General features: G+C 65.7%; 21 protein-coding genes. 3 read left to right on the forward strand and 18 right to left on the reverse strand.

Features of this window, described 5'->3' with window-relative positions; translation table 11 throughout:
* Positions 1-287 precede the first annotated feature (287 nt).
* The 3 genes from ABWP22_RS00305 to ABWP22_RS00315 form a co-directional block, all read right to left on the reverse strand.
* Positions 288-452 carry a hypothetical protein gene (locus ABWP22_RS00305; RefSeq protein WP_353197928.1) on the reverse strand — a complete coding sequence of 55 codons (165 nt, stop codon included), beginning with the start codon at positions 450-452 and terminating at the stop codon, positions 288-290.
* A 71-nt stretch (positions 453-523) separates the two neighbouring features.
* Positions 524-661 (reverse strand): hypothetical protein, encoded by a 138-nt coding sequence (locus ABWP22_RS00310; RefSeq protein WP_353197929.1) that lies wholly within the window; start codon positions 659-661, stop codon positions 524-526.
* Positions 662-679: 18 nt separating this feature from the next.
* A complete protein-coding gene (locus tag ABWP22_RS00315) occupies positions 680-4,018 on the reverse strand; it encodes a S41 family peptidase (protein WP_353197930.1) in 3,339 nt (1,112 codons plus the stop codon).
* Positions 4,019-4,203: 185 nt separating this feature from the next.
* Between ABWP22_RS00315 and ABWP22_RS00320 the strand changes: the two genes are divergently transcribed.
* The 3 genes from ABWP22_RS00320 to ABWP22_RS00330 are packed head-to-tail and all read left to right on the forward strand — an operon-like array spanning position 4,204 to position 6,239.
* Complete coding sequence (locus ABWP22_RS00320; RefSeq protein ID WP_353197931.1) at positions 4,204-4,923, forward strand: VOC family protein; 720 nt, start codon at positions 4,204-4,206, stop codon at positions 4,921-4,923.
* On the forward strand, positions 4,920-5,741 hold the full coding sequence (locus tag ABWP22_RS00325; RefSeq protein WP_353197932.1) for an enoyl-CoA hydratase-related protein: 822 nt from the start codon (positions 4,920-4,922) through the stop codon (positions 5,739-5,741). Before ABWP22_RS00320 ends, ABWP22_RS00325 begins: the two co-directional genes overlap by 4 nt.
* A 24-nt stretch (positions 5,742-5,765) precedes the next feature.
* Complete coding sequence (locus ABWP22_RS00330) at positions 5,766-6,239, forward strand: cupin domain-containing protein (protein WP_353197933.1); 474 nt, start codon at positions 5,766-5,768, stop codon at positions 6,237-6,239.
* 7 nt (positions 6,240-6,246) lie between these two features.
* On the opposite strand, the gene bchO is transcribed toward ABWP22_RS00330, so the two are convergent.
* From bchO to bchL, 15 genes are all read right to left on the reverse strand, one after another.
* Positions 6,247-7,131 carry an alpha/beta fold hydrolase BchO gene (bchO, locus tag ABWP22_RS00335; RefSeq protein ID WP_353197934.1) on the reverse strand — a complete coding sequence of 295 codons (885 nt, stop codon included), beginning with the start codon at positions 7,129-7,131 and terminating at the stop codon, positions 6,247-6,249.
* A gap of 3 nt (positions 7,132-7,134) precedes the next feature.
* A complete protein-coding gene (locus ABWP22_RS00340; RefSeq protein ID WP_353197935.1) occupies positions 7,135-8,940 on the reverse strand; it encodes a VWA domain-containing protein in 1,806 nt (601 codons plus the stop codon).
* Entirely contained in the window at positions 8,937-9,953 is a 1,017-nt protein-coding gene (bchI, locus tag ABWP22_RS00345) for a magnesium chelatase ATPase subunit I (RefSeq protein ID WP_353197936.1), read from the reverse strand. The genes ABWP22_RS00340 and bchI overlap by 4 nt, the downstream gene beginning before the upstream one ends.
* Before the next feature lie 117 nt (positions 9,954-10,070).
* Positions 10,071-12,410, reverse strand: coding sequence for a TonB-dependent receptor (locus tag ABWP22_RS00350; protein ID WP_353197937.1), 2,340 nt, complete (start codon positions 12,408-12,410; stop codon positions 10,071-10,073).
* Positions 12,411-12,537: 127 nt separating this feature from the next.
* Positions 12,538-12,852: a DUF190 domain-containing protein gene (locus ABWP22_RS00355; protein WP_353197938.1), complete on the reverse strand. Its 315-nt coding sequence runs from the start codon at positions 12,850-12,852 to the stop codon at positions 12,538-12,540.
* The gene (locus ABWP22_RS00360; protein WP_353197939.1) at positions 12,849-13,811 is read right to left on the reverse strand and encodes a sodium-dependent bicarbonate transport family permease; all 963 of its coding nucleotides are present in this window, start codon (positions 13,809-13,811) and stop codon (positions 12,849-12,851) included. Before ABWP22_RS00360 ends, ABWP22_RS00355 begins: the two co-directional genes overlap by 4 nt.
* A gap of 134 nt (positions 13,812-13,945) precedes the next feature.
* The gene (gene hemA, locus ABWP22_RS00365; protein ID WP_353197940.1) at positions 13,946-15,169 is read right to left on the reverse strand and encodes a 5-aminolevulinate synthase; all 1,224 of its coding nucleotides are present in this window, start codon (positions 15,167-15,169) and stop codon (positions 13,946-13,948) included.
* A 20-nt stretch (positions 15,170-15,189) separates the two neighbouring features.
* Positions 15,190-16,038 (reverse strand): putative photosynthetic complex assembly protein PuhE, encoded by an 849-nt coding sequence (puhE, locus tag ABWP22_RS00370; protein WP_353197941.1) that lies wholly within the window; start codon positions 16,036-16,038, stop codon positions 15,190-15,192.
* 17 nt (positions 16,039-16,055) lie between these two features.
* The gene (acsF, locus tag ABWP22_RS00375; RefSeq protein ID WP_353197942.1) at positions 16,056-17,141 is read right to left on the reverse strand and encodes a magnesium-protoporphyrin IX monomethyl ester (oxidative) cyclase; all 1,086 of its coding nucleotides are present in this window, start codon (positions 17,139-17,141) and stop codon (positions 16,056-16,058) included.
* The gene (locus tag ABWP22_RS00380) at positions 17,141-17,434 is read right to left on the reverse strand and encodes an O2-dependent cyclase accessory protein (RefSeq protein WP_353197943.1); all 294 of its coding nucleotides are present in this window, start codon (positions 17,432-17,434) and stop codon (positions 17,141-17,143) included. Before ABWP22_RS00380 ends, acsF begins: the two co-directional genes overlap by 1 nt.
* Complete coding sequence (puhC, locus tag ABWP22_RS00385) at positions 17,434-17,988, reverse strand: photosynthetic complex assembly protein PuhC (RefSeq protein ID WP_353197944.1); 555 nt, start codon at positions 17,986-17,988, stop codon at positions 17,434-17,436. Before puhC ends, ABWP22_RS00380 begins: the two co-directional genes overlap by 1 nt.
* Positions 17,985-18,599, reverse strand: a complete 615-nt coding sequence (puhB, locus tag ABWP22_RS00390; protein WP_353198404.1) for a photosynthetic complex putative assembly protein PuhB — start codon at positions 18,597-18,599, stop codon at positions 17,985-17,987. The genes puhC and puhB overlap by 4 nt, the downstream gene beginning before the upstream one ends.
* 79 nt (positions 18,600-18,678) lie before the next feature.
* Complete coding sequence (puhA, locus tag ABWP22_RS00395; RefSeq protein WP_353197945.1) at positions 18,679-19,452, reverse strand: photosynthetic reaction center subunit H; 774 nt, start codon at positions 19,450-19,452, stop codon at positions 18,679-18,681.
* Positions 19,453-19,750: 298 nt separating this feature from the next.
* Positions 19,751-20,473 (reverse strand): magnesium protoporphyrin IX methyltransferase, encoded by a 723-nt coding sequence (gene bchM, locus ABWP22_RS00400; protein ID WP_353197946.1) that lies wholly within the window; start codon positions 20,471-20,473, stop codon positions 19,751-19,753.
* A 13-nt stretch (positions 20,474-20,486) separates the two neighbouring features.
* Positions 20,487-21,386: a ferredoxin:protochlorophyllide reductase (ATP-dependent) iron-sulfur ATP-binding protein gene (gene bchL / locus ABWP22_RS00405; protein WP_353197947.1), complete on the reverse strand. Its 900-nt coding sequence runs from the start codon at positions 21,384-21,386 to the stop codon at positions 20,487-20,489.
* Positions 21,387-21,393: the final 7 nt, after the last annotated feature.

Below are 21,393 nucleotides of genomic sequence, written 5' to 3' on the forward strand. Positions count from 1 at the left end.
AAAGCCGGGGCTTGGCTTGCTGTTGCTGCGCGGCGTGCCTGACGAACGCGAAGATAGCCGAACCCTGGATCACGTCCGGGGAGACGGGGAAGGGCCGGAAGGCCCCCTCTCCGTTGACGCTTCGCGTCGCCTGCGGCTGACGGGAGAGGCTGCTCGCCGGCTTCGGCGAGCAGCCTGCATCGGACGTGATCCGGGGGGTGAGGGTGGCTTTTTGTTTCGACGCGCGGGTTCACCCTCACCCGGCGCGCTGGCGCGCGTCTCGCCTCTCCCGCAAGCGGGAGAGGGGACTATTCGGCTTCGCGCTTATCCTTGTCCCCGGCTTCTCCGGCAAGCGCCACCAGCGCGCTGCGGCCTGTCCTACACGGCCCGAATATGGTTATGCTGGCGCCGCTCTTTCCACCGCCAGCACCAGAAGCAGCATGGGCAAAAACCATTTGTTCCAGCAAAATCAAGGCTGAATCCCACCCGATTCGTCACAACTGTCAAAACCGGGCGTCAAAACTGGGCGCGTTGCCAGGGCGACTCAGCCGCCCTCCCCGTCGTCCTTCTTGTCCCCCGGCTTCTCGCGCAGCGTCCACAATTGCCACCCGGCAAACGCCAGCACCGCAAACGCCGTGATGCCGCCTTCGATCAGGCCATAATATTCAACCGGAATTTCCATCACATCACCCCCGGCCAATTATCGACGGATCGGCCCATCGGGGCCATAGAGCGGGAAGGGCGGGCGCTTCGGCGTGGGCGGCGGAGTCTTGGCCAGCGCGTCGAGCGCGATCTGTACCGCCGTTTCGAGTTGCGGATCACCGCCGGCCATCATCGCGGCCGGGTCCTGATCGATCTCCACATCCGGGGGCACGCCGATATTTTCCACCGCCCATTCGCCCTGCGGGGAGAAGAAACCCACGGAGGGGCTGGTGACGTCGCCGCCGTCCATCAACGGCGGGATGCCGCCGATGCCGACGAGGCCGCCCCAGGTGCGCTTGCCGACCAGGGTGCCAAGATTGAAGCTGCGGAACATCCACGGCAGCATGTCCCCGCCGCTGGCGCTCGCCTCGTTGATCAGCATCACCTTGGGGCCAAGCACGCTTGCCGCCGGCGTGCGATCGATGCGGCCGTACCGCGGCTGCCACCAGTTGATCAGCCGGCGGTTCATCACCTCGATCATGTAATCCGCCGCCTGGCCGCCGCCGTTGAAGCGATCGTCGATCACCATGCCCTGCCGATCGTTCTGCGCGAAATAATAACGGTTGAAGCTGGTGTAGCCGCCACCGCCGGTGTTGGGCAGGTAGACATAGCCCAATTTGCCGCCCGACAGCCGGTCCACGCGGCGGCGATTGTCCTCGATCCACGTCAGGTTGCGCAGCGCATATTCGTTGCCGATCGGCACCACGGTCACATCGCGCTGCGCCGCGCCGCGCGCCACGGTCAGCGTGATGGCCTGGCCGGCGGTGCCTTCCAGATGGCGCTGGAGATCCTCGTCACCGCGCACGACGGCGCCGTTGATGGCGGTGATGCAATCGCCCGCCGCCACATCCAGACCGGGCTGCGCCAGCGGCGCCTTGATCCCGGGGCTCCAGGTGCCGCCGGTGTGGATGCGCGCCAGGCACCAGCGGCCGCCGTTGACGACATAATCGGCACCGAGCAGCCCGCCGCCCAGGGGCTTCGCCGCCGGGATGCTGCCGCCGCCACCGCGCAAATGGCCGATGGAAAAACCGGTGAGCGCTTCGTTGAACAGATAGTTGAGATCGGCGCGCGACTGGATGCCGGGCAGCCAGGCGGCCAGTGCTTTTTCGGCGGCCACCGTGTCATAGCCGTGGAAATTGGGATCGTAGAAATAGGCACGCTGGATGCGCCAGATTTCGCGATACATCTGCGCCCATTCCGCCGCCGGATCGACGCGCACACTCAATTGATCGAGCTTCAGCTTCACATCCGGGTCGCTCGGCTTGAACGGCTTGGTCGCATCGGCAACCAGCCAGCTCCCCTGCCCGCCCGGCGCTGCGGGGGTGCGCACCAGCAATTTGGTGCCGTCGGCGGACAGGCTGAATTCGGCGGCCTTGCCCAGCAACGTCTCGGTCTTCTTCCCCTCCAGCGTCCAGCGCAGCAGCGATGCGCCGGGCCGTTCATCGGCATCGACATCCAGCGCTTCATTGGCGCGCAGCAGCCACAGCACGCCGCCCTTGCCGGCCACCAGATTGCGATAATCGGCGGCGGGCAGCGGCAGCGCCACCATGCGCCGGGCGATCTGATCGAGGGACAGCCCGGCCAGATCGATCTTCGTTGGCGCGGTGGCGGGCGCGGCCGGCTTGGGTGCCGGCTTGGTGGGGGGCTTTGCCTCCACGGCAGGCGCGGCGGCAGCTTTCTCATCGCCCAATTCGGGGGCCAGCGGCGATGCGGTGCCCGCCGCCAGCGCCAGCGCATAGACGCTGCTGGTCGGGCTGTAGGCGTTGCTCGACATGTCGAGGCCGTTGACCGTGCCGCCCCCATTGTTGCTGGCCAGGAAATAGAGATATTTGCCGTCGCGATCGAAAGCCGGGGCGCTGGCCATCGCCATGCTGTCGGTGATCTGCGTCGCCTGGCCGGTGGCGACATTGTGCAGCATCAGCACCGGGAAATGATTGTCGGCCACGCGGGCATAGACCAGCCACTGCGAATCCGGCGACCACGCCAGTCCACGCGCCGGCTCGGCAAAGCCGCCGAAGGCATCGGGCGGACCAGCGGCCACCAGCTTGCCGCTGACCGTATCCAGGATCCAGCTGTTGAGGCGATTGTCGCGCAGCGCGATGCGCTTGCCATCAGGTGACCACAGGGGCTTGAAATAAAAGGCCGGTTCGGCGGCGAGCGGATATTTGCGCACGCCCTTGCCCGCGCCGGTCTGCGGCGCGACATGCAGGGCATAATGGCCATCCGCGTCGGAGACATAGGCAATGAACTGACCATCCGGGCTCCACGCCGGTTCCCGTTCCATGGTGCCCGGCGTGGCAGTGATGGTGCGGATGATGCCCTCCTTCACCGGCAGGGTCAGGATCTCGCCATGCGCTTCCACCGCCGCCCGAAGCCCGGTGGGCGACAGGCTGACATTCGCCACTTCGCTGCCGACATTGGCAAGGCGCGGGCGCACATCGGGCATGTCGCCATCCAGATCGATACGGATCGCCTTGGGTTCCTCGCCCGGCACCAGCGTGTGGATGGTACCGAGCCGGTCGAAGACGAGGCTGCGGCCGTCGCTGGCCAGGCTGCGGATATCGGGCCCACGGTTCTGCCAGACCAGCGCGGTCTGCCCGCTGGCGGGATCGAAGCGATACACCGACACCGGCCCCTTGCGGCCCGACAGGAAATACACGTGCCCGCCCAGCCATACCGGCGCGAAATCCGCGCCGCCATCCTGCGGCACTTTCCGGGTTTTCAGGCCATCCAGCGTGGTGATCCACACCTGGCCGCTGAGGCCGCCGCGATAATTGCCCCAGGCGGTATAGCGGGTGAAATTGAAGCTGAAGCCCTTTTCCTGCGGGATATAGGCGATGGCCTTGCCGTCGGCGGACAGGCTGCCCGCCGCCGCCATCGGCAGGGGCAACACGGCAGCAGCGCCGCCACCGGCCGCGACATCCCACAATCGTGTGTATCGGCTGGCAGCGTCACGATTGGATCGGAACAGCACCCGCGCGCCATCGGGCGACCAGCCCACCGCGACGTCCGCCGCCGGGTGGAAGGTCAGGCGTTTCGGCACGCCGCCGGCCAATGGCACGGTGAACACATCGACATTGCCATCATATTCGCCGGTGAAGGCGATGGTCTGGCCATCGGGCGAAAAGCTCGGCGCCTGTTCGATGCCGGTGCCGGTGGTCAGGCGCTGCGCCGTCCCGCCGGCGCGCGGTGCCACCCAGAGATCGCCGCCCGACACGAACGCGACATGGCTCTGGCTGATCGTCGGGGATTGCAACAGGCGCTGGGGTGGGGTGGCCTGCACAGCCCCGGCCGCCAACGCCACCATCGCGGCTCCCAGCCAACGCTGCCTGTTCATTGCTTTTTGCCCCATTTTCAAACCCGATTTGCCATCACAGCGTGGCAGCGGCGGCGGCCGGGGTCAATCATTCTGCCAGTGCTGACAGGGGGGCCATCTTGCGCCATGGTGGCTGTGGCAAGGGGGCGCCTGACCAACGCGAAGCGGGGCGGGCGCTGCAATGACCGCTTTTGGGGGAGAGCGACGTGCTGCGATTGCGACAGATTGCGATGGTTGCGCCAGAGCTGGCGCCGGTGGTCGAGGCCGGCTGCGAAACGCTGGGCGCTGTGTGCTTTCGCGATCCCGGCGTGGCGAACTATGGCCTGGAAAACGCGCTCTGGGCGTTGGGCGGCACGTTTCTTGAGGCCTTGGCACCGATCCAGCCGGGAACCACAGTCGCCCGCTATCTCGATCGGCGCGGCGGGCCTTCGGGCTATATGCTGATCATCGATTGCACCGATCTCGCGCCGGTGCGGCTGCGGCTGGCCATGTTGAACATCCGCATCGTCGAGGATCTCGACATGACGATCCATGGCGCGTCGGCCAAGGCCCTGCATCTGCATCCGCGCGACACCGGCGGCTGCCTGCTTTCCATCGATCAACATGGCCCGGATCAGACCATGCTGGGCAGCTATGCCTGGGCCGGGCCGGATTGGCACCGCCACATGAACCCCGACATGGCGATCACCGGCGCGGTGATCGCCTGCGACAATCCCGAAGTGATCGCCATGCGCTGGAGCACGCTGCTGGTGCGGCCCTGGCACAAGCTGGAAGACCGGTGGCGGCTGCAATTGAACCATGGCAGTATCGATTTCACTGCCATCAGCGACGGTCGCGGCGAAGGGCTGAGCGCGATCCGCATCGCCGGCTTGGGCGCCCCCATGCAATTGAGCGGCCTTGATCTTTTGCCGGAGGAATCAGCATGACCAATTTGCACAGCGACACCGATGATCTGCTGGCCAGTGTGGCCGATGGCGTGCTCACCCTCACGCTCAATCGCCCGGCGGCGCGCAATGCGCTGTCACGCGCCATGCTGGATGCACTGGCGCGGCTGCTGGCCGAGGCAGAGGCCGATCCTGCCATCGGGGCCATCGTCATCACCGGGGCCGGCGGCGCCTTTTGTGCCGGCGGCGATGTGAAGGGCATGGCGCAGCGCAATGATGCCGGTGAGGCCGAACCCATGGATCAGGCCATCGCCCGCCAGCGCCGCAACCAGCGCGCCGTGGCCGGCCGGCTGCACACCATGCCAAAGCCGACCATCGCCGCCATTCCCGGTGCCGCGGCCGGGGCCGGCCTGTCCATCGCGCTCGCCTGCGATCTGCGCGTCATGGCCGAACCCGCGTTCATGACCACCGCCTTCGCCAGGGTGGGCTTTTCCGGCGATTATGGCGGCACCTATTTCCTCACCAAGCTGGTCGGTGCCGCCAAGGCGCGGGAGATGTATTTCCTGTCTGACCGGGTCGATGCCGCCGAAGCGCTGCGGCTGGGCCTGGCCAGCCGCGTCGTGCCGGCCGAGGCGCTGGCGGCCGAGGCGCAGGCGCTGGCGGCGCGGCTGGCCGCCGGGCCGCGCGTCGCGCTGGCCTATATGAAGGAGAATCTCAACCGCGCCTTTTCCGGCGGGGACATGGATGATTGCCTCGATCTGGAAGCGACCCACCATGTCCATTGCGGCCTGACCGACGACCACAAGGATGCCGCCAAGGCCTTTGTTGAAAAGCGTCCGCCCGTGTTCCGTGGGCGCTGATTGCCCTTGCCGAGGAGCGTGATGATGAGCACCCGTCTGCTGGCCGCGCTGGCCGCCACCCTGATTGCCGCCCCGCTGAGCGCCCAGCCGGCCGCTCCCGCCACCACTGCCAGCGCCGCCGAGATCGCCGCCCTGAGCGAGCGGGCCGCGCGCGAGATCAAGCCGGGGCAGCCGCTGGTGGCGCTGCCGGTGATGGGCGTCGGCCCGTGGCGGGCGATGCTGGAGTATCGCCAGGCCGGCGCGCCCGCCTCGCTGCACAAGACGCAGATCGAGATTTTCCAGGTCGTCTCCGGCGCTGGCCAGTTCGTCACCGGCGGCACGCTGGAAGGGACGCGCGATGTGGATTCCGCCAACCAGAGCGGCACCGGCATTGCCGGCGGCACCAGCCGGCGCGTGGCCACGGGCGATATCATGGCCGTCCCGGCCGGCGTGCCGCACTGGATTCCCAGCGTTGAGGGCCGCCTGGTGCTGATCAGCCTGAAGGTGCCGACGCCCTGAGCAGGAATCAGGCCGGCAGCACGCCAAGCTCACGGGCAAAGGCGGTAATCAGCTCGGCATGGCGCTCCGGCGCTTCTTCGTGGGCGAGATGGCCCAGGCCGGGCATGGCGTGATGCACGGCGCTTGCGCCGTGCCCGGTCAGCCGCTGCGCCACCTTGCGCGATGTGTCGGGCGGCACCGTCTTGTCGCGCTCCCCGTGCAGCAGCAGCACCGGGCATTTGATGTCAGCGATGCTGCGTTCGATGATGTCGAGATCCCAATGGGCCATCAGCGCCAGCGCGCCGCCGGTGTGGGCCGAGCTGCGGAACAAGCGTTCATAATGTGCGATCTGTTCGCGGCTGGAGCGTGATCCGGTCCAGCGCGCCATCAGATCGGGCATGGATTGCAGGCGGGTGGTGAAGGAGAAGATCGCCGGCATGAACGGGTTGACGAACAGGGCCTTGGCAATGCCCGGATAGGCCTTGCCCACGCCATCGAACGGCAGCAGTGCGCCGCCCAGCGCCACGATGGCCTGCGGCTGCACCAGCCCGCGCGCCGCCAAGACAAAGGCGACGGCCGCCCCCACACTGTGGCCGAGCACGATGGCGGGCTGCACACCGAGTTCGCCCAGCAACGCCGCCAGCGCCTTGGCGACCGGATCGGGGCCAGGCGCGTTCATCTTGGCCGTGAAGCCATGGCCGGGCAGATCGGGGATCACCACGCGGAAATGTTGCGCCAGCAGCGGCGCCAGATCGGCAAAGCTGTGCGTGGTCGCACCGGTGCCGTGGATCAGCAGCAGGACCGGTGCCGCGTCCGGGCCGGTGATCTGCACATGAAATTTCAGCCCGCCAGCCGTGACAAAGCGGCTCCATTCGCGGTGCGGCACGTGGCGGCCATCGATATCCCAACGCACAGCCTATACCCCCGTTGTCGCGGCCTTGACGGCGGCCACCACCGATTTGGCGTCGACACGCGGCAACGTCACCAGCCGCGCGCCCATCGCGGCCGCCAGTTCGGCGCCCTGCGGGCGCGGGCGCGGCGCACAATCGATGAACACCGCCGTGATGCCCGCCACACGATAGGCCCGAGCCGATGCCAGCGCCGCTTCCTGCGGGCTGGTCTGGCCGTCGCCGCCGACATTGGCGCGGCCATCGGTGAGCACCACCACCAGCGCCGATCGCCCGCGGCCACGTTCGGCTTCGGCGACCTTGCGCGCCAGATCGAGGCCGGCGGCAATCGGCGTGCCGCCACCGCCAGCCAGCCCGGCCAGTTCCTTGCGGGCGCGCGGCAAGCTGCGGGTGGGCGGCAGCGCCAGTGACGCTTCTGATCCGCGAAATGCCACCAGCGCCACTTCCGCGCGCTTCACATAGGCTTCGGCCAACAACAGTTCGATGGCGCCCTTGGCCTCGGCCAGCCGGGCAAAGGCCGCCGATCCGCTGGCATCCACCGCAAAGATCGTCGTCGATTGCGTCTGCGCGATATAGCGGCGGATGCGCAGATCATCGGTGCGGATCGCCAGCCGGCCATCGGCGCGCGCCGGGCGCACTTTCTGCCACGGCGCGGCCGACTTGATGGTTTCGATCAGCGCCAGCCGCGCGCCGCGGCCTGGCATGCCGGGCCGCACACCGGCGGGCCGGCCGCTGGTGATGCTTTTCTGCTTGGCGCCCGATGCGCCGCTGCTCTTCGGAGCCTTGCTGATCGTGCCGGCGGCCAACGCATCGAGCAGGCCGGGCGGCAGCGTGGTCTGCGCCGCATCGAGCACCATGTCGGTCGGGTCGATCGGCGGCGGTTCCGGCTGTTCCTGATCGTCGCCTGGCGTGTCGTCCGATGGCGGTGGCGGCTCTGGCGGCTCCTGATCGGGTGGCGGCTCTTCCGGGGGCGGTTCTTCCGGCGGCGGCGGCTGTTCCTCTTCGGGCGGCGGCGGCATTCGCGTGGCGCGCGGTCCCAGCACCAGCGCGGCGGCTGCGGCCATGTCGGCCTCGCGCAGTTGATCGATGGCGTCGCTGCGGCCGTCGGCCCGGGCATGGGCGCGCGCCACCCGCAGCGCCAGGATCGGCGCACGAATCGACGCAATGCCCAGCGCGGCCGCTGCCACGCTGAGCGCGGTTTCCGGATCCTTGGCAACGGCGCCAGGCTCGTCCAGCATTGCGAGCGGCGGCGGCGCTTCACCGGCGAGCAGCGCCGCCATCGGCAGCCGCACGGCGTTGAGATCGATATGGATGGCCAACCGCTCCGCCAGTGAGGGCAGGATCCGCTCCCGCTCCGGATCGTCGGGATCGCCTTCGTCGAACAGGATCAGCGGCGGCGCATCTTCATCCATCGCCGTGGCCAGCCGCGCCGCCAGCGCCGGGTTCAACCGCTCCGCCATCGGCACCAGCAGCGAAGCCCCGCGCGCTTCGCGCAGCAGGCCGATGCGGTGCACCGGCTTGCCGCTGGCCAGCGTTGCGGTGAGATCAAGGCCACCATCGAGCGCGTCGGCATCGGCGCTGCCCGGCAGCCGCCGGCTGGGCAAGACCAGCGCCAGCGCTGCCGCCCAGGCATCGCGCACCGGGCCGGGTCGCGCGCGCAGCAGGATGCCGCCCACCCGGTTGCCGGCGGCCGCGATGATATCGATGGCGCTCAGCGCCAGTGCCCAGCGGTCTTCGGAATTCTCGTCGGGTGGGACTGGGGGCAGACCCACCCCCGGCCCCTCCCGCGCGCGGGAGGGGAGATCGGGCGTCATGCCGGGATCAGCTCCGCCAGCGCGCGGGTGATGCGCGCCGTCGAACCGGTTTCATCGAGCACATTGCGGCGCAGCCGGTGGCGCAGCGCCATCACCGCGACTTCGGCGACATGGTGCGCCTTCACCTCTTTCTTGTGCGCCAGCGCCGCCTGGGCGCGCGCGGCGCGCAACAGGGTCAGCTCGCCGCGCAAGCCATCGGCACCCACTGCCGAGCACAGGCGCGCGCCCAGCCCCAGCATTTCGTCGGCCACCTGCACCTTGGGCAGATATTTGCGCGCCCGGGCGATGGCATCGAGCGTTTCCTGCTCGCTGTCCTTGAAATCCGCGACGAAACCGGCCGGGTCACGATCAAAGCGGTCACAGCGCTTCACGATCTCGATGCGGTCGCCCATGTCGGTCGGCGTGCGCACATCCACGCTGAGGCCGAAACGATCGAGCAATTGCGGGCGCAGTTCGCCTTCTTCGGGATTGCCGCTGCCGACCAGGATGAAGCGCGCCGGGTGGCGGATCGACAGGCCTTCGCGCTCGACGACATTGGTGCCCGACACGGCCACATCGAGCAGCAGATCGACGAGATGATCCTCCAGCAGATTGATCTCGTCGATATAGAGGAACCCACGGTTGGCCTTGGCGAGCAGGCCGGGTTCGAAGCGCTTCTCGCCGGTGGCCAGCGCCCGTTCCAGATCGAGGCTGCCGACGACGCGATCCTCGGTCGCGCCCAGCGGCAGATCGACGAACGGCACCTGGGCTTCTTCGGTGCGCTTGCCGGCGCGTTCGCGGCAGCCTTCGATGCAGGGGCTGCGATCGTCCGGCGCGCAGCCATAGCGGCAGCCGGGCACCACCTTCATCGGCGGCAACAGCCCGGCCAGCGCGCGCACCGCCGTGGATTTGCCGGTGCCGCGATCGCCGAACACCATCACGCCGCCCAATCGCGGCTCCACGGCGGCCAGCAGCAGCGCCTGTTTCATTTCAGATTGGCCAACGATGGCCGTGAACGGGAAGGTCATTCGCATGGCCGATGCCTTAAGCGGCGCGCGGCCCACCAGCAAGCGCCGACGCAAAACGCCGCAGGGCGGCCACCGGGTTTCACCCGATGACCGCCCCGTTGCCGCACGCAATGCGCGCGTGGATCAGAAATCCTTCCGCAGCGTCACGAAGAACTGACGCGGTGCGGCCGGCAGCAGGGTCTGGTTGTCGCCCGAGAAGCCGAAGCCGTTGGAACCGATGGTGGCGACATAGCGGCGATCGAACAGGTTGGTGACCGTGGCTTCGATGGCCAGATTGTTCAGCCAGCGATTGTCGCTGGTGAACCGATAGCCGAGCTTGCCGTCCACGACGACGCGGCCGGAAACTTCACGGTCGTTGGAGAAGGTGAAGAAGCGGCCCGACATGGCGTTGGCATTGGCGCGACCGTAGAATGCGCCATCGTCATAGGCCAGTTCCAGGTTGGCGATGCTGCGCGGGCTGTCCACCACGGTGCGGCCGCGAATCGCCTGCACGATGGCGCCGGCGGCATTGCGGACGTCATCACGGTAGGTGTTTTCGTTGTAGGCATAGCTGGCGGTGACGGTGAACGCCTTCACCGGCTGCCACTGCAGGCCGATTTCCACACCCAGCGAGCGCACATCACCGACGTTGGACAGCAACGACGCATTGCCGACGATGCCCGGACCCTGCGGGATGGAAAGCAGGCGGTTGGAGAAATTGACCAGGTAAGCGGCGATCACGCCGTTCACCTTGCCTTCGCCAAAGCGGAAGCCGCCTTCGAAGGTGTTGGTCTTTTCCGGGCGCAGCTGGCTGGCGATCACACCAAAGCCGGCGGCCGACGTGGCGAACGGACCGGTGGTGGCCGCCGCGGTGAAGGCGCGCTGATTCTGGGTGAAGCTGGCGAACAGTTCGTTGCCGCCGCCCAGTTTGTAGAGCAGGCCAAGCTGCGGCAGGAAGAGATCTTCCGCCTTGATGCGGCCCAGCGCCAGCGGGCCCGGCACCGGATTGATCGCTTCGGCGCGCAGCTTCACGCTCTGGCCCTTGAAGCCAGCGGTGATGGTGAAATCATCCGACACGTTCCACTGATCCTGCACCGCGAACTGGAAGGTACGGGTGTTGTAATCATTGTTCCACTGCGTGAAGAACGGGTTGGATTGATATGTCAGCGCGCTGGTCAACGGCACGGTCTGGCTGGTGCCCATGTCGTAGAAGCGGCGCGCCTGTTCGAAATCATTGTTTTCGTACCAGACGTTCAGACGCAGCGTGTTGCTGCCGAGTTCCGCGGTCAGATCGCCGATCACGCCGATGCGCGCAATTTCATATTCGGTGGTGCGGAAGCTGAGCGGCAGGCCGCCGGGGCTGGCACGATAGGGCGTGATCCACGAACCCTGGCCCTTGTTGCTGTGGTAATAGGCCTGGATGCCGCCCTTCACCGTATCGGTGAAATCATGTTCGACGCGGCCACCGGCCAGCCAATCGCGACGCAGGCCGGCGGCATCATAATAAGCATCATCAACAAAGCGGATCGGTGCCGGATAGGTGGTGCCGAAGCTGTTGGGCGCGACCACCACGCCGGTATCGCCGCGGTTGGCGCCGACAAAGGCGATTCGCACCGCAGTCGGCCAGTCGTTGGCGATATTGTCAAAGAACGGACCGAGGCGGCCCAGCATTTCCTGGTTGAAATCCTGATAATCGCTTTCCTTGCGGTCGCTGAAGTTCAGGAAGGCGCTGAAGCGGGTCGAGGCGCTCGCATCGGTGGCGATCTTGGCGTTGATCTGGGTGGAGCGCTGCGGGCCGAAGCCCTTCCACTTGTCGGCACTGATGTGGGCGCCGCTGATATAGGCCGACACGCCACCGAGATCGCCGGTGTCGAGCGTGCCATAGATGCGGAAGGTGTTGCTGTCGCCATAGGTGGCGTTGCCGGCAATGCCCAGTTCCTGCTGCGGCGCGCGGCTGAAGAATTCGATGGTGCCGCCGAGGTTGGAGGTGGAGGCCGTACCGAGCGCACCGGCACCCTGGCTGACGCGCGTCACCCCGATATTGTCGGCAATGATGGCACGGCTGATGTGCAGGCCGTTGGTGTTGCCATAGCTCATGTCACCCAGCGGCACGCCATCCAGCGTGAAGCCGAGCTGGTTCTGGTTGAAACCGCGCAGCGTGATGCGGGTCGACCATTCATAGACGCCGAACGGATCGGCCGACTGGAAATTGACGCCCGGCAGCTTCTGGATGGCAACGAACGGGCTGCCACCCGGCACGGTCAGCTTGATGTCGTCGGCCTTGATCTCGGTGACCTGGCGCACTTCGCCCTTGCCGTACACGACAATCTCGGTGTCTTCGGTGGCGGCTTCGGCAGCATCCACGGCCGCCGCCGCAGTGACGATCGGCACAGCCTGGGCGGCGGCCACGGCCGGAACGGCAAAGGCCGTGCCAGCCAACAAGGCCAGGCGGATGGTGTGGGCAAGGCTTGTAGAGGCGCGCATGATCTTCTCCCGTTTACGGCGTCACGCCGGCTCTCGCAGGGAGTTGTTGCGAACAGATGCCAATCAGATTTCAAGGGGATGGCAATTTTGTTGCAGTGCGGTGACGTGGCTTTGCCGCCACACCGCGTCAGTCGAACTTGACGCCGCGCACCACTTCGACGTCCGACAGCAGCAGCATGAGATGGTGGCTTTCCAGCAGGGGTGCCAGCAGATCGACAAAGGCCGCCGCATGCTCCGTGCTGGTGATGGCCACCAGCATCACCTTGGCGGTCGCCCCCGACAGTTGGTCATCGCGCCAGCGGCCATGCGCGCCGGCACCGCCGATGGTGGGCATCAGCGTATAGTGGGTGATGCCGGCATTGTTCGCCAGGCGAACGATTGCCGTGATCAACGGTTCATCGGCAAGAACTTCGATGCGGCGGCGCTGGATGGTGCTGGTCATGTGCGGATCAATGGCCAAAGATGTGTGGCAAGCCAGGCATAATAGGCGATCCCCAGCGTGAGGTTGAACGGAAAGGTGACGGCCAGGCTCATGCCGAGATAGAGGCCCGGATCAGCGGCCGGCAAGGCGAGGCGCGTCACCGCGGGCACCGCGATGTAGCTGGCACTGCCGGCCAATATGCCCAGGGCCGCCGATGATCCGGCGTCGAGGCCAAGTTCCATGCCCAGCACTACGCCAAGCGAGCCGTTGAGGAGCGGCAAGGCCAGCGCCAGCGCCACGGTGCGCAGGGTAAGCGCGCGCCGATCCATCAGGCGCCGGGCGGCAATCAGCCCCATATCCAGCAGGAAAATGCACAACATGCCGCGGAACAGGCTGTCGAACACCGGGGCAATGCTCACCAGCCCATCCTTGCCGTCGATCATGCCGATCAGGAAACTGCCGAGCAGCAGGATCACCGAGCCGTTGAGGAAGGTTTCGTGCAGCAGGCCGCCGCGCGGGGCCAGGCTGTCAGTCCCGCCGGCGCGCGCCAGCAGCAACCCGGTGATGATCGCCGGCGTCTCCATCAACGCCAGCACGCCGACCATGTATCCGGCCGGCGCCATGCCGGACTGGCGCAGGATTTCGCTGCCGGTGGCAAAGGTCACGACGCTGACGGATCCATAATGCGCCGCCACGGCCGCCGCATTGGTGCGGTCCAGCCGGCCGGCGGTGCGGAGCAGCCAGAAGGCCGGCAGCGGCAACAGCAGCGACAGCGCCAGCCCGGCGCCCCCGGCCAGCGCCATGTCGTGGGTGAAGCCGGTTTCGGCCACTTCACCGCCGCCGCGCAGGCCGATCGACATCATCAGATAGAGCGATATTCCCTTGGCGACCGCTTCGGGAATCGCCAGATCGGAACGGGCGAAGGCCGCGAGCGCCCCGAGCAGGAAGAACAGCACCACCGGCTGAAGAAGAGCGTCCAACGCCAAGTCAGGTCATCCGCAGCGGCAAGATGACGATTCTGTAATGGCAATGATGGGGGTCAGCAAGCGGCTTTGCACGGCAAAAGGCCCGGCAGTCGCCGGCCGGGCCCTTGCTTTGCGTGGTGCCGGCAGCGTCAGGCCGCGGCTTCCACCCGGTGCAGGGCGCACTGGCCCCAGATGTCGGACAGCGCCTTCACCAGACGGTCGATGTCATCATCGCTGTGGACCGGGCCCGGCGTGATGCGCAGGCGCTCGGTGCCGACCGGCACGGTGGGATAGTTGATCGGCTGCACATAGATGCCATGATTGTCCATCAGCCAGTCGCTGATCATCTTGGCCTTCTTGGCGTCGCCCACCATCACCGGAATGATGTGGCTGGGGTTTTCCAATTGCGGAATGCCGGTCTGGCGCAGCGCGGCCCGCACCTTGGCAACACGCTCCTGCTGGCGCTTGCGCTCGAACGGGCTTTCTTTCAGATGCTTGACCGACGCCAGCGCACCAGCGGCAATCGCCGGCGGCAGGGCGGTGGTGAAGATGAAGCCCGCCGCAAAGCTGCGCACATAATCGCAGAGCGCCTTGGAGCCGGCGATATAGCCACCCACGACGCCATAGGCCTTGGCCAGCGTGCCTTCGATCACCGTCAAGCGGTCCATCAGGCCTTCGCGTTCGGAAACGCCGCCGCCGCGTGGGCCATACATGCCGACCGCGTGGACTTCATCGATGTAGGTCATCGCGCCATGCTTGTCGGCGACGTCGCAGATTTCCTTGATCGGCGCGATATCGCCATCCATCGAATAGACGCTTTCGAACGCCACCAGCTTGGGCACGGTCGCATCATACATGCCGAGCAGACGATCGAGATCTTCGGGATCATTGTGCTTGAACACATGGCAACGCGCGCGGCTGTGGCGGATGCCTTCGATCATGGAGCTATGGTTCAGCGCGTCGGAAAACACGACGCAGCCGGGGATTTTCGACGCCAGGGTGGAGAGCGCGGCCCAGTTCGAGACATAGCCCGACGTGAACAGCAGCGCGTCTTCCTTGTTGTGCAGATCGGCCAGTTCGATTTCGAGCTGGCGGTGCACGTGCATGGTGCCGGAGATATTGCGGGTGCCGCCCGAACCGGCGCCAGAGCGATCGAGTTCATCATGCATGGCGGCGAGCACATCCGGGTGCTGGCCCATGCCCAGATAATCATTGGAGCACCAAACCGTCACATCCTGCGTGGAACCATCCGGCAGGTAACGCGTTGCATGGGGATAATCGCCCTGATGCCGTTGCAGTTCGGCGAACACCCGGTAATTGCCGCGTTCCTTCAGGCCGTCCAACGCGTCCCGGAAGTGCGATTCATAGTCCATTCTTGTTCTCCCGGTGCCGTTCATTGCACGGCGTTTTGTCGCACCGCAAGCGGTTTTGTGTCAGTTTGAGGCGTCAGCACAGGGGCGTCCATCTGTGCCTGTGCAGCCATGTTGCGGGCGGTTTGGGGCATGGCCCAGCGGAAAATGGCGGTATCCTGCCAGGGCACAACAAGGAAACCATGTTCGATGAACGCCAGCGCCACCAGCGCAAACGCCAGCGCATAGCCTGTGGCAATGCCACCATGGCTGTGCAGCGCCAGATCGGCCAGCCAGGCCGCCAGGCCGGCAATGGCCGTCACCGATCCCAGGAAGAACCAGCGGGGCGGGCCTATGCGGAAATAGCTGGCGAGATAGCGCATGTGATCGGGCATCATTTCGGTCGACAGATGCGGCACCCCGGCGAAGATGTTGAACTTCGCCGACAACCGCATGACGAACAACAGCAGGAAGGTGAGGGTCGCGGTCTGATTGGCTTTCCCCCAAGTGAACGCCGCCATCGCAGCCAAGCAGGCGAACATCGCCACTTCGTGATAGATCAGTGTGGCGGCGGCCAGCCGGAACCGCTGCCAGCCGCGCGCCTCCGGTGGGCACGGCGTGCGGTTCGGGCCGGTGACAAAGCCCATCAGGAACGACAGTTCGTGCCAGCCCCACAGCACCAGCGCACAGGCAAAGGCCACATAGGCTGCCCAGGGCGACGTTTCCTCGGCTGTCGCGATGATGCCGGCCATGGCAAAGCCCGATGCGACCGTGGCGAGCGTGATGCTCATCGGCCAGGTGTGGCTCGGCAATTTGTCGAGCCACAGCACAAAGCCGGTGGCGACAAACCACAACACGGTGGCAAACAACAAAGGCAGCGCAAATTCGGTCACGACAATACCGGGGCGGGTTACCAGACCGGGGCCATGCGGACGTTCGGCGTCACCGCCAATTTGTCCACAGGATGGGTGTAGAGGCGAACGAAGGTGAAGGCCGCCTTCATCGACAGGCCAACACGCTTCAGCTTGCCGACAATGCCACCCTGGGCCACGGCCGCATCGATGGCGTCGCTGGTTTCGCGCATGGATTCGAGCAGGGCGCGATACGAAGGCGCATCGGTCTGCAGCCCGATCGGGAAGACCTGCTGGGTGATGTCGGTGGTGATGCGGAACACCCGGAACCCGAAGTCCGTCGGGTTGATGCCAAAGGCATCGTACAGCACCGGGCGCTTGTGATCGCGCACATACATGGTGGCATAGACCGCGTTCAGGAAGAAACGGATCCACAGCACATTGAGGCCGGACGTCAGCTTCGGATCGGACCGCATCAACAGGGCAAAGGCCTCGCCATGGCGATATTCATCGTTGCACCATTCCTGGAACCATTTGAAAATCGGATGGAACCGCTTCTCGGGGTGCTTTTCCAGGTGGCGGTGGATCGTGATATAGCGGGCATAGCCAATCTTCTCTGACAAATAGGTCGCGTAGAAGATGAACTTCGGCCGAAAGAACGTGTATTTCTTGGTCTTGGTCAGAAAACTGAGGTCGATGCCGATGCCGGCATCTTTCAGGCTGTCGTTGATGAAGCCGGCATGACGGCTTTCGTCGCGCGCCATCAGCTTGAACAGCGCCTTGGCATCGGGGTTCTTCACGCGCTTGGTGATTTCGGCGTAAAGGATGCAGCCCGAAAATTCCGAGGTCATCGACGAGACCAGGAAATCGACGAATTCCGGTTTCAGCGTCGGATCCATCGCGGCGATCACACCATCGAATTCCGGCGTCCGCTTGAAATGCTTCTTGTTGGGATCGGCCTGCATTTCGGCGATCAGGCTGTCCCATTCGGCGCGCACGCCTGACACGTCGATGCGGTCCATCGCGTCATAGTCGGTGGTGTAGAATCGCGGGGACAGCACCGTATCCTGCGTGGCGATGGCCATCGCATCGTCCCTGGTGAGTTCCACGGCGTCTTCGGCCTTGATCGGTGTCACGGCGTTCATCACGGCTTCTCCGAACTGAAGGTGATCTCGTACAAATCAGTCAATTCCATCTGGGCGCGCAGCCGCGTCCAGGCGCGTTCCCAGGGCGTGGCCTTCCACACCGTCGCCGGCCGGCGCAGCGTCAGGCGTTCGCCAAACGGCAGCCGCACCGCTGCACCATGGACCTTGACCTGATCGCCGGGGCCAAGCTGGTAATCATCGTCCAGTTCGACATGCGCGTGCAGGTTTTCAAACGTGTGCTCGATCTCGATCGTGCACTGCGTTTCGAAACGGTCGCGGCTGAACAGTCCCATCAGCCCGGTCCGCTCAGGAACGGCGCCGAGGATGCGTCGGGCATCACCGGGATGATCGGTTCGGCCGGCACGCCGCTGCCACCCTTCTGATAGGGCACCAGCAATTGTGCGAAGGCGGCGCGATTGGTCTGGCCGAAGCTGCCCAGTTCCAGGATGCGCCCTGTGGTCTTGTCTTCCAGGGTCAGCGCGCCGTCCTCCCATTGGGTCACCGTCACAGCGCCGGAACGCGGCACTTCGTGCAAGCGGCGTTCGCGCATCATCCCGCGCATCACGCCGCGGATGAAGCCGGTGTTGGTGCCGGGCTGAAAGATGAACACCAATTTGTTGGCGGCAACATCGGTGACGAGCAACGCGCCATCGGCGCGATCTTCAAACCGGAAATCGCGCGTTGTCGCCACTGCCACATGCCGACGCACGCGCGATTCGGGCGCCGTTTCCGGTGCCGGCAGCACGCCGGCCCGGATGCTGCCCACGGTAATGACGGCAATCGCGATCAACGCACCGGCGGCGTAAAGGGCCGAGGTCGGGAAGCGTTCGTTGGTGAAATCGGTCATGCCGCCGCCCCGACCATGGCGGCAACTTCGCCCCTGTCGGATGCCGCCACGGCCGCCTTGGCGGGATCAGCCTTGGCGAGCGCATCAGACAACAGCGGCAGGAAAGCCTGCGGCACCGATCGCAGCATCGGTTGCGGTGAACCGAATTTCCACGGCCGCACATGCGGCCACATCTGCAGATAGGCCAATGGGAAGCGCACGAGCGGCGTGAGCGACACATCGACGATGCCGTTACCGGCCGGCTTCACATCGGCGCGACCGACAAGGGCCAACGGCACATTCACGCATTTCGGCAACGCCACGCCAAAGCGCAGCACCACACGCTTGTTGGTGAGGGTGTAGATGGTCGATTTGGCCTGCGCCCGCGCCAGAATAGCCAGAACCGCCAGCCCGAGCGCGGCGACCGCCATGGTCACCAGCGCACCGGTCAAGCCGGTGCCGCCAGCCACAAAGGCAAAGCCGGCCACGACGACGAACCAGATCGCCACCAGCCGGGCATGGAACACGCCGCGGGCCACGCCGAGCCAATCCGGCGTGCCCTGCCAGATGATATGCTCACCCGGCGGCAACCGCCCGGGCAGACCCGGGATCGGCTCGTCTTCATACTCCATCGACACGTGGCGCTCCGTCCATTCCGTTCCAAAGCCGACCTTGGCCCAAAGGGTCGCGACCCTTCAGGCCGGGGCCGGATCAGATCAGCGGTTCTGCCCGTTCCGGTGTGGCCCACAAATAGCCGGCACCGAAATAGGCGGTGATCTTTTCTTCTTCCAGCAAGGTCACCTGATCGGCTGACTTGGTGCGCGGCACCTTGGCGAACTGCGCGCCAGTGATGGCATCGCTGATCACGCCGCGGCGCGACACTTCGGCCATGGTGATCGGCAGCAGGATGGCGCCAACGCCGCCTTCCAGTTCGACCTCAAGGTACCGCAGGCAGGATTCGGCGCGATCCATCCACAGATCCTTGATCGTGCCGGCCTTGCCGCCGTCCAAGCCGAACACCGGCAGACCGCGCGGATCGACATCATTGGCATGCACCGACACCGGATGGCTGATCACCCGGGTCGGCACGATGCGCGGCGCGCCGTGCATGTCCAGATCGGGGCGATCGGCGCGCTGGGAGATCGACGCCGGGCCGAGACCGGAGGTCAGCTTGTCACCCACCACATCCAGCGGCTCACCCGGCCAGGCGCGCGGCAACACGTTGGTCGGCAGCACGTCCCGATCATTGGCGGTGGGCGTGGTGATGTCACCCAGACCATGCGGCAGCTTGAAGGTTTTTGGCGGCTTGAAGAACAGCGGCTCGGTGCCGCCATGCTCGGAACCGGTCAGATCGTCTTCCACCGGATAGCCTTCGCGGCGGTCTTCACCGCGCAGATACCAGACGAGGCCCAGGAAAAAGAGGAAGAAAGCGAAAAACGTGAGTTCGGCGATATCCAGGCCACCCACCAGATGCACATTTGTCATGCGAGGCGTCTCCCCTCAGAAAAAACCAGCCCGATTGGCGCCAACCGGGCAGATGCAGCGCGAAACCCAAAGCCCCTATCCCACCGCGCCAGTGAGATATCAGGCGATTCCCGGCCTGCGCCATCACGTTGCACAAGACCTAACACGCCAGGCGCCACCATGGGTAGTGCAGAACATGACGCAATGGCAACGTCCCGCAGCGGGTTGGCGCGAATAATCCCGGCGCGGCGCGGATTCACCGCCACGCCCGCACCCGCCGGTGCGGCAGGCCGCAGGCGTGACCAGGCGCACGACGACCTCATCCCAGCAGCACTTCCTGGGCATGACTGGTGTAAAACCCGCGGCTGATGCGCTGATCCCGACCGAGCCGCGCCTGCGGCACGCTGCGCGACAGCCGGGATTTCAGCAGATCATGGGCCACCGGAATGATGCTGGGCGACCGGTCGGATTTCGGGAAAAACTGCCCGACCGCCCGCGCCGTGCGCAGCAGCGGCGTGCCCGGCGCGAAGGTGAACAGCAGCGAATGCCGCGCCCGTTCCGCCAGCCGCGCCGTCGCGGCTGCGATCTGGTCGCTTTCATAATGGATCAGCACGTCCATCGACACGATATGATCGAAATCGCCATAGCCGGCATCGAGCATGTCGCCGGCGTGCAGGCTGATCTTGCCCTGCACATCCGCCGGCAACCGTTCCTTGCCGATCTCGATCAGTTGCGGCGATACATCGATGCCGACCACGTCCCCGCCCCGCCTGGCCACTTCGATGGCCAGCATGCCGGTGCCGCAGCCGGCATCGAGGATGCGGCGACCGCGCAGATCCTGCGGCAGCCACCCCAGCAAGGTGTTGCGCATGTCCTCGCGGCCTGCCCTGACCGTGGCACGGATCTTCGACACCGGCGCATCGCTGGTCATCGCCGCCCACGCATCAAGCGCCGTGCGGTCGAAATACTGCTCCAGCCGGGCGCGCTTGGCCTCCCAGCCTGCAGCCTGTTTGGGTGCCTGCTTGGGCAGGATGGCGTTCATGGCTGCCGGCCTGTCACTCGAAACCGAGGAAATCGAAGATCTCGCGGTCCTTCATGGGTTTGGCCTGATTGGGTTCGACCCCGGCCCACAGCAGCGCCGCCAGCCGTTTATATTCATTCTGCGCCGCCAGGATTTCCGGCGTCTCGTCCATTTCGAAAATCGTGCATTTCTTCAGGCGCGAGCGGCGGATGGCATCAAGATCGGGCAAGTGCGCCAGCCGGTTGATGCCGGTGGCGCCGCAGAAGCGATCAATCTCGTCGGTGTTGGCCGAGCGATTCGCGATGCAGCCGGCCAGCCGCACTTCGTAATTCTTCGACTTGGCGGCGATGGCCGCCATGATGCGGTTCATCGCGAAGATCGAATCGAAATCATTGGCGGTCACCACGATGGCCCGCTCGGCGTGTTGCAGCGGCGCCGCGAAGCCTCCGCACACGACATCGCCCAGCACGTCGAAAATCACCACGTCGGTATCTTCCAGCAGATGATGCTGCTTCAGCAGTTTCACCGTCTGGCCGACGACATAGCCACCGCAACCGGTGCCGGCCGGCGGCCCACCGGCTTCAACGCACATCACGCCGTTATAGCCTTCGAACATATAGTCTTCGGGCCGCAATTCCTCGTGGTGGAAATCATGCTGTTCCAGCACGTCGATCACCGTGGGCATCAATTTCTTGGTCAGCGTGAAGGTGCTGTCATGCTTGGGGTCGCAGCCGATCTGCAGCACGCGCTGGCCCAGCAGCGAGAAGGCCGCCGACAGGTTGGACGAGGTCGTCGATTTGCCGATGCCGCCCTTGCCGTAAACCGCAAACACCTTGGCGCCTTCGATCTTCTGGCTCGGATCGAGCGCGACCTGCACGCTGCCCTCCCCATCACCGGGGCCCAGTTTGCGTGTCTTGTCGATGATCAGCGTCATGTCTGCC

The organism is Sandarakinorhabdus sp. (assembly GCF_040398665.1).
Taxonomy (GTDB): Bacteria; Pseudomonadota; Alphaproteobacteria; order Sphingomonadales; family Sphingomonadaceae; genus Sandarakinorhabdus.